The following is an 11,827-nucleotide window of genomic DNA, read 5'->3' as shown; positions in this document are numbered from 1 at the left end:
AGGTGGCTTTTGACAGGGAAAGGATTGAAAGGGCCGTAAGGGAGATACTCATAGCCATAGGAGAAGACCCAGAAAGAGAAGGTCTAAAGGATACTCCCAAGCGCGTAGCAAAAATGTACGAGGAAATCCTTGCCGGCTACCACGACTCACCGGACAACCACTTGGTTCTTTTTTCAGAGAAGTACGACGAGATGATAATTGTTAAGGACATCCCTATATACTCCCTCTGTGAACATCACATGCTACCCTTCTTTGGAAAAGCCCACGTGGCCTACATACCGGGAGACAACAAGGTAACAGGCCTTTCTAAGCTTGCAAGGATTGTTGACGTCTACTCAAAGAGGCTTCAGCTTCAGGAGAGGATGACGGAACAGATAGCCGACGCCATAATGGAGAAGCTCAAGGCCAAGGGCGTAATGGTAATCATTGAGGCACAACACCTATGTATGATAATGAGAGGCGTTAAAAAGCCCGGCTCTTACACAGTAACAAGTGCAGTGAAAGGAGTTATGAGGAATGAGCCCACAAGGATGGAAGCTCTATTCCTCATAAAGGGGAGGTAATGAGAAAGTCCACGGCCTTGGCACTCATCGTACTAACGTTATCGTCCTGTGCACCTTTTTCAGGAGGAGGACAGGGACAGACTAAAACAGCTCCCGTCCCCCAACAACCTCCCCCTCAGGCGTCAAAACCATCACCAAAGGAGAAAGCAGAAGGTTACTACCAGATAGGAATATCCTACCTACGTTTAGGCGAAATTCCTTTAGCCCTTAACTATCTCTTTAAAGCCAAAAAACTCTCCCCTCGCGACCCCAAGATATACAACGCAATCGGAGTAGCCTTCTTAAAACGGGGAGACCTCAGCAAAGCAGAGGAAAACTTTCTGAAAGCCATCAAACTGAAAAAGGACTTTTCTGAAAGTTACCTAAACCTTGGAATCGTTTACGAGGAAAGAGGAAACTACCAGAAGGCAAGAGAGTACTACAACAAGGCTCTCTCTAATCCCCTTTACCTAACTCCGGAAGTCGCTTACTACAGATTAGCCCTCCTTGACCTTAAAGAAGGTAGAAGGAAAGAGGCTAAAAAGAACTTGGTTAGAGCTCTCAGGAACAACCCCGACTACATACCGGCCTACTTAGAGCTTGCAAAACTCCTCACAGACGAAGGGAATACAGAAAGGGCAAAGGAAATCTACTTTAGACTTATAGGCCTTTACCCAAAGCTACAACCTCCCTACTGTGCCCTCGGTGAAATCTACCTTAAAGAGAAGAAGTTAAAGATTGCCAAGAAGTACTTTAAAAAGTGTATGGAGATAGACCCTGCCAGTGGCCTCGGAATAAAGGCAAAACTTAAGTTAGAGGAGATAGATGAGCAGACTCCTTGACTTCTTAGCCGTTCTCTTCTCAGTAATAATCGCCTTCTCCATAGGTGTGATTGTTGCATTCTACAGACCAACTACAGGCATCACAAACGCTAAGCACGTAGTAACAGAGAAGAATACGGACACAAAAGTTCCAGAAACAACAGACAGCGAGGAAAATACTATAGACGTTCCCGAAAATGCTCCACAGGAAGACAAAATAGACGAAGAGGAAAAAATAAATGAAACTATCCTCTCATCTTTCAAGAGGATAAAAGAAGGAATCGCCTACTACCCTGCCCTAATCCTAAAAGTAAGGGGCGTTAGCAGTGGAACGGAAATTCACCTTATAACCTTTTCAACTATGGAGTGGCCCTTTATTAGAACCTACATCTCAGATGACTTAGTCTTAGAAGAGCCAGAAAAGGTTTTCCTCTGCGAAAATGGTATAGTTGACGTTGTTTACACCGTAAAGGGCGTCTGGCCACCAGAAATTCACAGAGAGAAGCTTAAAGGAAAGGGAGTGCTCGTTGTACCTGACGAGAAGGGCAATTTAAACTTCAAGGACTTTAAAGGTATCTGTAGCGACAACGGTTTTGTATTTACAAGGAGTGGAGACCTTGCAGGTATCTGTTTTGGAAGTAAATTTATAGGTGCGGAGGAGCTCTACAGGACAACTCCTTCAAACTGTCAAACTGTCTATCCAAAAGAGGAGGGGAACGATGCCAATCTACAGGGCGAAAACCGATAGCTGGTACGTGGAAAGAATAACTTCTCTTCTTGCAGGAATTTTTGTTTTTGGCAGCGTTGTTTTAGGACTTACAGTCAGTAAGTACTTCCTTTACTTTACAGCCTTCGTAGGATTTATGCTAATGTTCTACGCAATCACAGGACTATGTCCATCATCAATCCTTCTTCACAAGTTAGGAGTGCCTTCCCTACTTGAGAAGTACTGCAAAGAAGAGAGGAATTGACTATATTTATAGCTGCAAATCTGCTGGCGTAGCTCAGCTGGCAGAGCGGGGCACTCGTAATGCCCAGGTCGGGGGTTCGAGCCCCCCCGCCAGCACCATTTTTTTCTTGAAAAAAACTACAAAAACACAGAAAAATGAAACAACATGTCAGGATATATCATGACATATCACGTTCCAGCAAAGCTAAATCCCTTAACCTCTATTAGAATATGATGAAAAGGGGGTCTTTTTTCTTATATTCAGTTATGAATCGTGATATCTTAGTCTAAGTAAGTTAGACGCCCTGTAAGAATTAGATTTTGACTAAAAACGACTTCTTTTACCACAACAAAAACAATCCTTTGGTTCAGGAAGATGTCCTAACATTCGTCCTTTCTTTTTAAGGATTTCGAGGTATTCGTGATAAGTCTTCTTGAGATTACTGTTTTTCTTGCAGTAACAAATAAGAATATCCTTTGTAGAACAAAAAATTTTTGAAAAGTATTCCTCTAGGTCTTTAGAGTTTCTAACAAATTTTCTCAGGACGTCTTCTTCTGTTAAGTATTTGGGAAATTTATCACATCCTCTATCAAGAAGAAGCAAGACGTAAGCAAGTTGCTTAATATCAACCTCACTGAGACACCTTATTTTGTTAGTAACATCGTCTCTTTCATGTTTACAAGTATCCTTAAGCTGGTTAAGATAGGCAACAAGATAAGCAAAGTCTGGGTCATTTTCTATCTCCTCAGTAGCAACATATACTATACCTGGTATGTTCCCACGTTGCTTTTCAAACTCCTTCTTAGCCAGCTCCAGTCTTCTGAATTCTACTCCACAGATTTTTGAAAATGTTTCAAAGAAATATTGCCATTTGAGGCACTTATAAAGACTTAATATTGGACCATTATCAACAACCAACAAGTACATCGGTTTTTGCCAACTCCTCCCATCTATTATAGGTTATTTTTCCTTCCTCTCGTAGTTTGTTAAGAGCTTGTTTAATTTCTTTGGGCAATTTGTTCTTGTCTGTAATATAAATAGGTCTTAATCCTGGCTTAATTTCTTTTACGAGCTCTTCTAAATTCCTGCACCCAAGCGCTTTTAAACGGTACCTGAAAACTTCTTTACTTCCCAAGAACTCTTCGTATATAGAAGTTAACTCCTTAACATCCTTCGGACTTACCTGTTGTAACCTTTTTTTAAGCAACTCCCTTGGTATCAATACTGAAGCAGCGAATTGATTAGCGAGAAAGTCTTCTTCAGAGTGACCATCGTAACCATTAAATATGTCAAATTCAGCAACAAATTCCTTTCTGAAGGAATGGAAAAGTTCATGCATTATTTGAAATAGATTGATTGCTATATTGCGGGGGTCTATTATAAAAATAACTTCGGTTTCTGGGAAGTAAATGCTTCTAAAAGAAGGAGGGGCTGAAGGAGACACGTGGATTATCTTTATTCCAAATGCCTTATGAATACTCTCTTCTATATTTCTTAACCAGTTTTTCACTTCCCATGTTTTCCACTTTTTTATCTGTCCTAAGCTGTAATCGTCAAAGCCTATAATTTTCCTAAATCTCGTTCCTATTTCCTCTACGTTCCGTTTATTAGCCTCCTTAAGTACTTGTCTGAATTTTTTAAGTATTTCTGTTTCTCTAACAGGATAGGAAGCTCTATAAACTCGAGCCCACTCTTTAAGGCGTATAAGAAAATGTTTATCTCTTAAAGATAAATATTCTTCACCCTTGTGTCTAAAGAATACTCCTATAAGAGAATCCTCTATTTTGCTTCCTATAAAGTCTGAAGTGTAAATACCAAAGTAAGAAGCTATCTTCTCATAAACGCTGAAGGGAACAAATTCGCCTTTTTCCACTGCTATTAAGAACTTTTCAGGAACACCAGCTTCTTCAGAGATTTTTTTCCTCTCAACTTTGAGGTTCTTCATAAGGAGTTTAAGGTTTCTACTGGCCATTTCAACTGGATCTACCTGTTTTCTAATCCTCTCTATGAGTCCCATCGCATACTCCAAATTAGGAGCAAAAACAGCTTTTAGAAGCTCTTCCGTTTTAATAGAAATGTATCTCATTAAGAACGAAGTGTCAAATCAAGAATGGAGACTGTTTGAAAAATCCGAATGACCAAAGCAAGAACCCAGAGATTGAAAACACAAAACTTGGCAATCACAAACAACTGAGCTATCTGAAAGTCCTTAGTCCTCTCATAGCTCCCTAACGCCTGCTTAACCTCCCCAAATATCCCCTCTACCATCCCTCGTTTCCTATAAAGACTATTCCCCTCCACAAGACCTTTACACAATCTCCTAATAGAAGATACTACCCTCTTCCTAAAACTCTCCCTAACCTTGATGTAAGGTTTAAGACCTAAAAGCAACAGTTCACTGATAAATTCTTCGTTGTCATAAGCTTTATCCCCTAACACCGGTTTCCCTTTCAGGTAGCAGTAAACTGTATTTGAGTGAAAAACAAAATTGAGAACTTCTTGAGCAAGTTTCACTTCTGAGGAGTAACTTCTACCACAGGAAAGCGATACTATGAACCGTTTACCATTTCCAAGATGAGCACTCAAAATTACCGTCTTTACATGACTCTTTACCTGCTTTATCTCTCCTCCTCTAAGTATCTTCAGCGGATAAAGCTCGTCATACTTAAACCCTGTTCCGTCAAATATTAGGGCTACTATCCTCTTGTGATATTTCTTGAGCAGTTTGGAAGATAAGAAGTTAAGGAAGTCTATTAAGAGTAAGGAAGGTAGATGTTTTAGCCTGTAGTAGTAAGTAGAAAAATCTGGGACGTTTTCTCTTCCGAAGATATTAACTGCGAAATCCTCAACTTCTCTAAATGAGAGTTTCCAAATAACTTGTAGGAAGAGCATTAGGAGAATTATGTCGTCTGGATACTTTGGAGGTCTTCCCCTTTTAGAAGTTTTGAAATAACTTTTTATTGGCCTACCTCTCCGGCGCATGTAGTAGTTGACTTCTTTTAAGAGTCTTTTGGGATGAAGTTTTTTTGGTCTCATGCCGGGGAAGGTAGGCTTTTTCTTTCACTTCGGCAATTTTCAAACACCCTCAAAAGGTTAACAACTTCTCAACTATCACACTCTCTTCATTTTAAATCCCCCTCCCCCACTTGGCCACAAAAGTTTCTGCCCCATTTGTATACCGCTTGCTCATGGAAGTAGTTCTACATGCTGTGGTAAAATACAGCTAATCCTTCCCGAGGTTGTAGGTTTTATGAGTGTAAAAAGGGAGCTAATTTTAATTCTAACAGGGTTCTTGTGTTTGTTGGAGTTTCTCTTTCCTCCAAAATTAAGAGCTTTACCAGCTGGGAACTACATATCTTGGGGATTTGGGCCTATATGGGAAAAATTCAAAATTGATACTAAGTATCCACTAAAAGTTGATGCCCTTCTTCTTTTGATTGAAGTTCTGATAACAATGTTTATTGGCTATGCTGTATATCTTTATGCAAAGAAGAGAAGTAGAAATTCGTCTGACCTCTCTTAATTCTTTCATCTGTTAACACTTCTATTCCAACGCTTGTCCCTTGGCTCTAAAACTTTTTGATGAAGGTCTTGGATAGCATCCATAACTGGTTTTAGCTTGTATACCTCTCCTCTAAAAGTGAGTGTCCAAGTTTTAGGATCAAAATTGCGAAGAATATCTTCAGGATCTATTCCAACTATCATACCCGGTGAACATATATTTAAGTCAACGAAGTTGCGTCTTTTTGAAGACGATGCCCATTCTTCTATCCTTTCATCAAAATGTTCAAAGTGATTCCTAAATCTCCTATGTCTTATAGGAGAATCACCTCTAATACCCAAAATTTCCCTCAACTTTTTCCCTCTTTCTTTAGAGCCAGAACATTGTGGCCAAAGAATTTTGGAAATATTTGCTACAGCTATTAAAAAGCTTTGCATTGCATACCAAAACAAATTGGAATCTCTGTTACTTAATCCGGCAGACATTTGTTTTACAGCAATGGATGCAAACTTGCATTGTTGTTCTATTTCCGACAGAAAGACATCCACTACTATTTTTTCCATCTACCCCTCCTCCCAGTTACTACTTTATAAGTTATAACCAACTTATTAGTGCCTCAACAACTACCAAGCATTCTTTCCCTAATTCAACCGTTTCTTATCCCTCTTAACGCTTTTGTCGTGGTGGGTTGTTCATGATTACCTCACCCCTTGACACTCTGTAAACAATCATTTGCATTCTTTAGCGTAAACAGCTGTTTACAAAGACCGATCTTTGAGAACCAAATATGAAGTTAAGAGCTCCGAAGACCTCTTCCCTGTCGTTTAGGGAAAGGGAATCCCTGTGCATAGAAAGAAGACCTCCACCTGTAAGAGTGTCGTAGTTCTTTGCCTTAAAGGGGAGTAAGGAAAGTTCTTATAAAAAACTCTCAAAATATGGAAAAATAAGTAGTGCATTTTTTAGAAGTTGAAAAAATTAAAAACTTAAGGAGGGACTTCTAAAGCCTGCTATAGATAAAAAAACTACAAAAGGAGGGGAAAATGAAAGGTGTAGTCAGAAGTATCACTGTACTCCTCATGAGCATTTTTCTAACTCTTACTTCTTACGCCGAGGAGTGCTACAAGTTCCTCTACGTTATTGATGGGGACACAATAAAAATACTATTCAACGGAAAGAGAACCTCCGTAAGGCTTTTGGGCATAGACACTCCGGAGAGTAGAAAAAATCGTAGGGCCTACTATCAGGCAAGGAAAAACCACTTAGACGTGGAAACCATAGTCAAGCTTGGAAAGGAAGCGAGAAAACACCTGAAGGAACTCCTTGCAGACTACGAAGAAGTGTGTTTAGTTTACGATGAAAACAACGCCCAAACAAAACACAGGGACCGTTACGGAAGGATTTTAGCCTATGTCTTCACGCCAGATGGAGAATTCATCAATAAAGCAATGTTAGAAGACGGTTATGCCTACTTACTCACTCAATATCCATTAGAGCCGGAGTATGAAGAAGAACTGAGAGAAGCTTTCAAGTACGCCGTAGAAAACCAAAGGGGACTCTGGGAAGATAGTAGAGAAGAGACTCCAATCGGCGAAGATTTTACATGTGGTGAAAAGAAGTATTGTTTTCAGATGAACTCCTGTGAAGAAGCTATGTTCTACTTCAAAGTTTGCGGCTTAACGCGGTTGGATGGAGACGGAGATGGCATCCCCTGCGAAAGGCTATGTAGATATTAGTAGAACAGGGCAGGCTGGGCCTGCCCCGAATATTTAGGTTGTAGAGCTCTCTGCGTCGTTGTAGATGTCTCCAACGATTGGATCATTAAAGCCTTTAAAGCCCCTAACGGTCTCAACCCTAAACTGTGTAGACCTGTACCAGATGTCCTTTGGAGGCTCTTTAACGGGAGTAAGCTGCCATCCCCTCATCTCTTGGTAGTAGTCCCAGTTTACGTACTCGTTGAAGTTGTGGAGGAGGTCAGTAATTACAAGTCCCATGTCAAGTAGAACCTTCTGTATCCTGCTCCACTTGTCAAGGGAGGACTCCCTCCTTGTAACGCCAAAGTATCCTGCACACCTTTCACCCTTAAGTGTAGCTACACCCCTACCAACAAAGGCCTTGATAGCCTCAACGGTTTCAGGTGGGTCTGTGAAGAAGGTATCGTAAGCACCTACAACGTCCTCAGGAAGTGGCTCTCTTAAGTCGTGAACCCTTGCGTCAATGTTTAAGTTGTACTCCTCAGATACTTCCTTGATGAAGTTTACAAGCCTCTCATCAATCTCAAGGATGGTTACCTTAGCCGGAAGTCCTGTAAGAGCTAAGGCAATGCTCATTAAGTCGTCATCACCAAGAACGATAACCTTTTTACCCCTAAGGTCTCCCCTGTCATCGGCAAGGGCTACCCTTGCAAAAGTGTTTTCAGGTGTAACGTAGCCTTGGTCGTACTGGTGGATAGCAGGTGGTCTATTCTCCTGTATCTTGAGGAACTTCTCAAAGGCAGGCTTAAGGGCATCAATAACTACGCTTCTTCCTTTACAGGTAGGACACCTGTGGGATGCAAAGGGCTCTATTCCAGCCTTCTTTGCAAGCTCAGCTCCTGCCTCTGTCAGGAGAATCTGAGTTCCTTCAAAGGCAACAAGGTCACGCTTGTTGAGGAGCTTTAGAATCTCTGCGACGAGTGGCAGTGGCTCATCGGAAAGGTCAACGATTCTCCAGAAGTTTGAAGAAGACATGATAGCTGCAATTACCTTCTCTACGCTCCTTCCGTAGGCAGGCACTTGTGTGTTTGCCTCTGCTTCCTTAGCAATCTGCTCCAGTATTTCCATCTTTACTCCTCCCTATATACAAAGTTTGGAATCGCAAAAGCTCCGTAGTGAATGTCTGGGTTGTAGTATTTAAGCTCCCCCTTTTCCTCAACAAATTTAATGTAGCTCTCTTTAAGCTTTTCCTTTTCTACAGCCAGAGGGTCGGCCTTTACAGAACCAATTGTAAAACTCCACATACCTGAAGGGTAAGTAGGAATAAAAGCAAGGTAAGGTCTAACTATGGGAAAGACTTTCTTTAACTCATCAACTACTTTCCCGTGAACCCTCTTCTGGGCAAAGGGGGATTCAGACTGGGTTACAAAGATACCCCCCTCTTTGAGAGCTCTCCTCGCATCCTCGTAAAATCCCTTTTCGTAGAGAACCTTTGAAGGACCTATAGGGTCTGAACAATCAACAATTATGACGTCGTAAACTTCCTCTTTTCCTCTTATAAACTCCCTTCCGTCAGCAAAAATCAGGTTAACCCTTTCGTCATTAAGGGCGCAAGAGATGGTAGGGAGCTCCCTCTTTGCAAACTCAACAACTTCCTTATCTATCTCAACCATATCAACCTTTTCCGGGTCGTGCTTTAAAATCTCCCTAACTGTTCCACCATCCCCACCGCCAATAACGAGAACCCTTTCAGGTCTCCTGCCAAGGGTAAAAAGAGCTGGGTGAACTATCATCTCATGGTATATAAACTCATCCTTTTCGGTTGTTTGAATTGCACCGTCAAGGACGAGCATCTTACCGTAGTCAACGGTATCAAGGAGAAGAATTTCCTGAAAAGGAGTTTTCGCAGAAACTGCATTCTTGACCTTAACTGTTAACCCCGTTCCCTGTAAGTCCATTCCTTCGCCTTTGTAAAATTCCGTAAACCAGAGCTCCACATCTACCCCCAGAACTTTAGAATGAGCTCCCTAACCACCTTAGCTCCAAGCATCTGGGTAATTCCCGACGGGTCAAGAGGAGGAGAAATTTCTACGACATCAAATCCAACTACGTTCAGTGCAGGTGGTAATTTATAAATCGCCTCAAAGAATTCAAGCGGAGAGAAACCTCCCGGCTCTGGAGTACCCGTTCCGGGAGCAAAGGCCGGGTCAAAAAAGTCAATATCAATAGTAAAGTAAATGGGTGTATTTACATCTCCAAGAACAATTGGGAGCTCCTTAGGAGTTTTTAAGAAGGTTATCCTCTCACAACTCTTCATAAGCTCAAATTCTTCCCTCGTTCCACTCCTGATTCCCACTTGAATCAAATGGCAGCCGAACTCCAAAATCCTTCTCATAACACAGGCGTGGGAAAACTTCGTGCCGGTGTACTCATCCCTAAGGTCTGCGTGGGCGTCAAACTGAACTACCGTTAACTCCCCGTAACGCTCAACCAGAGACTTTACAACAGGATAGGTAACAGAATGTTCCCCCCCAATCATTACCGGTATTTCTACGCTTTCCATGAACGACTCAACAGCTTTAATCATTCCTTCCGGTGTAGCTGGAACTTCAACATTCCCTACATCCCTAAAAGCAACATCCTGAAGGCTTTTGTCAAGCTCTGGGCTGTAATCTTCAAGATTTTCTGAAAAGAACCTTACGCCATCTGGGCCAAAGCGTGTCCCCGGCCTAAAGCAGGTAGTTGAGTCAAAGGGTATTCCAAAGAGAGTAATCTTCCCCTCTGAAGAGGCACATAGAAACTCCATACTACCCCCGAAAATTGGTAGAATTGTCACCAAAGCGGCAGACAGGAGAATTTTATGAAATGAAGTTTAAACTGAGGGGAACGAACGTAATTGCCATAGAGCTCCTCACCGATGAAAAGAGCTTCAACGTTGAGGAGATAAAAAAATTCATCCTTGAGAAAAAACAGCTTTTACGGGGAGCGAGGTTTATAATTTCAGTAGAAAATAAAGTTCTTAAAGAGGAAGAGGTAAAAGAGCTAAGCGATTTCCTACACAGCATGGAAGAGTTGACATTCTGCGGGCTGAAAACCAACTTAAAGGAGAACAGGGAACTTTGTATAAAGTTAAATATACCCTGTGACCTATCAAGTATGGAACTTGAAAGGGAGAAGGAGAGGGCTGAAACCGAAGAGGTAAAATTTGTAAGGAAGACCCTCAGGTCTGGAGATAAAATAACTTCAACGGGAGATTTAGTAGTAATGGGTGATGTCAATCCCGGCGCAGAGATTGAGGCCGGGGGAAACGTTTACGTCATGGGTAACTTAAGAGGAACTGTTAAAGCCGGTATTGGAAAGACAAGTGGGGAGGTCAGAGCTCTCTTCTTTCAGGCTCCGAGGCTGGAACTCTGCGGTAAGGAACTCATTTTTGACAGGAACGAAAAGTATATAAACTTTAGAGTAAAGGTAAAAGATGGAGAAATCAAATTAGAACCACAAAACGGAAAGAAGGGGAGATAATGGCGGACAAGGTAATATGTATCACGTCAGGTAAGGGAGGAGTTGGTAAAAGTACCGTTACGGGTAACGTGGCAACTGCACTTGCAGCTAAAGGCTACAAGGTAGTAGCGATAGACGCAGACATTGGCCTCAGGAACCTTGACCTTGTTCTCGGACTTGAAAACAGGATAGTCTACGATATTGTCCACGTCATAGAAGGGGTCTGTCCCGTAGAGAAAGCTTTAGTAAAGGACAAAAAAACCAAGAACCTATACCTCCTTCCAGCTGCCCAGACTAAGGATAAAAGTGCTGTAAAGCCTGAGGACCTTGTAAATATTGTTGAGAAATTACGGGAAAAGTTTGACTTTATCTTCATTGACTCCCCTGCCGGTATTGAGGAAGGCTTTAAAACTGCCGTTCTGCCTGCCGACACAATTATCGTTGTTGCCAACCCTGAAATGGCATCTATCAGGGATGCCGATAGGGTAACGGGACTCTGCGAGGCAATGGGTAAGCCCGAACCCAAGCTTATAGTTAACAGGCTTGACCCCAAAAAGGTAGCGAGAGGAGACATGATGGACGCTGACGACGTCGTCCAGATTTTAGGCCTTGAACTTATAGGAATAGTACCCGAAGATAAGAACATGGTCTCCTACATAAACAGAGGAGAGCCTGCAGTCCTCTTTGAAGATTCAATAGCAGGAAAGGCCTTTAGGAATATAGCTGAGAGACTCCTCGGCAAAAAAGTCCCGTTCCTTGACCTTTCCTATAACGAGTCTTTCCTTGACAAGCTAAAGAAACTCTTTGGAGGAGAGTAAAC

Annotated in this window: 15 protein-coding genes and 1 tRNA gene; 9 read left to right on the top strand and 7 right to left on the bottom strand. The window is 41.9% G+C overall.

The genetic code is table 11. The features are described 5' to 3' along the window. Nucleotides 1–2 precede the first annotated feature (2 nt). The 5 genes from folE (at nucleotide 3) to CLV27_RS02840 (ending at nucleotide 2,432) form a co-directional block, all read left to right on the top strand. Nucleotides 3–563, top strand: coding sequence for a GTP cyclohydrolase I FolE (gene folE, locus CLV27_RS02860; RefSeq protein WP_132525627.1), 561 nt, complete (start codon nucleotides 3–5; stop codon nucleotides 561–563). Beyond that, a complete protein-coding gene (locus CLV27_RS02855; protein ID WP_132525625.1) occupies nucleotides 563–1,384 on the top strand; it encodes a tetratricopeptide repeat protein in 822 nt (273 codons plus the stop codon). Before folE ends, CLV27_RS02855 begins: the two co-directional genes overlap by 1 nt. After that, the gene (locus tag CLV27_RS02850; protein ID WP_132525623.1) at nucleotides 1,368–2,111 is read left to right on the top strand and encodes a hypothetical protein; all 744 of its coding nucleotides are present in this window, start codon (nucleotides 1,368–1,370) and stop codon (nucleotides 2,109–2,111) included. Before CLV27_RS02855 ends, CLV27_RS02850 begins: the two co-directional genes overlap by 17 nt. Continuing rightward, a complete protein-coding gene (locus CLV27_RS02845; RefSeq protein ID WP_132525621.1) occupies nucleotides 2,083–2,334 on the top strand; it encodes a YgaP family membrane protein in 252 nt (83 codons plus the stop codon). Before CLV27_RS02850 ends, CLV27_RS02845 begins: the two co-directional genes overlap by 29 nt. A 22-nt stretch (nucleotides 2,335–2,356) precedes the next feature. Continuing rightward, nucleotides 2,357–2,432: transfer RNA gene (locus CLV27_RS02840), tRNA-Thr, on the top strand. Nucleotides 2,433–2,637: 205 nt separating this feature from the next. Here the strand turns inward: CLV27_RS02840 and CLV27_RS02835 are convergent. The 3 genes from CLV27_RS02835 to CLV27_RS02825 all read right to left on the bottom strand — a co-directional run bounded on the left by CLV27_RS02835 (nucleotide 2,638) and on the right by CLV27_RS02825 (nucleotide 5,349). After that, nucleotides 2,638–3,234 carry a hypothetical protein gene (locus tag CLV27_RS02835; RefSeq protein WP_165863669.1) on the bottom strand — a complete coding sequence of 199 codons (597 nt, stop codon included), beginning with the start codon at nucleotides 3,232–3,234 and terminating at the stop codon, nucleotides 2,638–2,640. Further along, on the bottom strand, nucleotides 3,221–4,330 hold the full coding sequence (locus CLV27_RS02830) for an ImmA/IrrE family metallo-endopeptidase (protein ID WP_165863668.1): 1,110 nt from the start codon (nucleotides 4,328–4,330) through the stop codon (nucleotides 3,221–3,223). The genes CLV27_RS02835 and CLV27_RS02830 overlap by 14 nt, the downstream gene beginning before the upstream one ends. Before the next feature lie 68 nt (nucleotides 4,331–4,398). Continuing rightward, nucleotides 4,399–5,349 (bottom strand): IS5 family transposase, encoded by a 951-nt coding sequence (locus CLV27_RS02825; RefSeq protein ID WP_243644856.1) that lies wholly within the window; start codon nucleotides 5,347–5,349, stop codon nucleotides 4,399–4,401. Between the two features lie 214 nt (nucleotides 5,350–5,563). Here CLV27_RS02825 and CLV27_RS02820 point away from each other — a divergent pair, with 214 nt between their 5' ends. Continuing rightward, nucleotides 5,564–5,836: a hypothetical protein gene (locus CLV27_RS02820; protein ID WP_132525615.1), complete on the top strand. Its 273-nt coding sequence runs from the start codon at nucleotides 5,564–5,566 to the stop codon at nucleotides 5,834–5,836. Between the two features lie 5 nt (nucleotides 5,837–5,841). Here the strand turns inward: CLV27_RS02820 and CLV27_RS02815 are convergent, their stop codons facing one another. Continuing rightward, the gene (locus CLV27_RS02815; RefSeq protein ID WP_132525613.1) at nucleotides 5,842–6,378 is read right to left on the bottom strand and encodes a hypothetical protein; all 537 of its coding nucleotides are present in this window, start codon (nucleotides 6,376–6,378) and stop codon (nucleotides 5,842–5,844) included. 477 nt (nucleotides 6,379–6,855) lie between these two features. Here CLV27_RS02815 and CLV27_RS02810 point away from each other — a divergent pair, with 477 nt between their 5' ends. Continuing rightward, on the top strand, nucleotides 6,856–7,548 hold the full coding sequence (locus CLV27_RS02810; RefSeq protein WP_132526166.1) for a thermonuclease family protein: 693 nt from the start codon (nucleotides 6,856–6,858) through the stop codon (nucleotides 7,546–7,548). Nucleotides 7,549–7,581: 33 nt separating this feature from the next. Here CLV27_RS02810 and CLV27_RS02805 read toward each other — a convergent pair whose 3' ends face one another. From CLV27_RS02805 to speB, 3 genes are read right to left on the bottom strand one after another with little or no spacing between them, the layout of a single operon-like run. Continuing rightward, nucleotides 7,582–8,625, bottom strand: a complete 1,044-nt coding sequence (locus tag CLV27_RS02805; RefSeq protein WP_345775891.1) for a bis-aminopropyl spermidine synthase family protein — start codon at nucleotides 8,623–8,625, stop codon at nucleotides 7,582–7,584. A gap of 11 nt (nucleotides 8,626–8,636) precedes the next feature. Then, nucleotides 8,637–9,503: a polyamine aminopropyltransferase gene (gene speE, locus CLV27_RS02800; protein ID WP_243644855.1), complete on the bottom strand. Its 867-nt coding sequence runs from the start codon at nucleotides 9,501–9,503 to the stop codon at nucleotides 8,637–8,639. Nucleotides 9,504–9,505: 2 nt separating this feature from the next. After that, complete coding sequence (gene speB, locus CLV27_RS02795) at nucleotides 9,506–10,312, bottom strand: agmatinase (protein ID WP_132525611.1); 807 nt, start codon at nucleotides 10,310–10,312, stop codon at nucleotides 9,506–9,508. A gap of 59 nt (nucleotides 10,313–10,371) precedes the next feature. On the opposite strand from speB, the gene CLV27_RS02790 reads away from it, so the two are divergent. Both CLV27_RS02790 and minD read left to right on the top strand, forming a co-directional pair. Continuing rightward, entirely contained in the window at nucleotides 10,372–11,028 is a 657-nt protein-coding gene (locus tag CLV27_RS02790) for a septum site-determining protein MinC (protein WP_132525610.1), read from the top strand. Further along, nucleotides 11,028–11,825 carry a septum site-determining protein MinD gene (gene minD, locus CLV27_RS02785; RefSeq protein WP_132525609.1) on the top strand — a complete coding sequence of 266 codons (798 nt, stop codon included), beginning with the start codon at nucleotides 11,028–11,030 and terminating at the stop codon, nucleotides 11,823–11,825. Before CLV27_RS02790 ends, minD begins: the two co-directional genes overlap by 1 nt. Nucleotides 11,826–11,827 lie beyond the last annotated feature (2 nt).

Origin of the sequence: Phorcysia thermohydrogeniphila, assembly GCF_004339575.1 — a bacterium.
Lineage (GTDB): Bacteria > Aquificota > Aquificia > Desulfurobacteriales > Desulfurobacteriaceae > Phorcysia > Phorcysia thermohydrogeniphila.
Note: the sequence above shows the minus strand (reverse complement) of the source record. Positions and strands in the feature narration are given on the sequence as shown.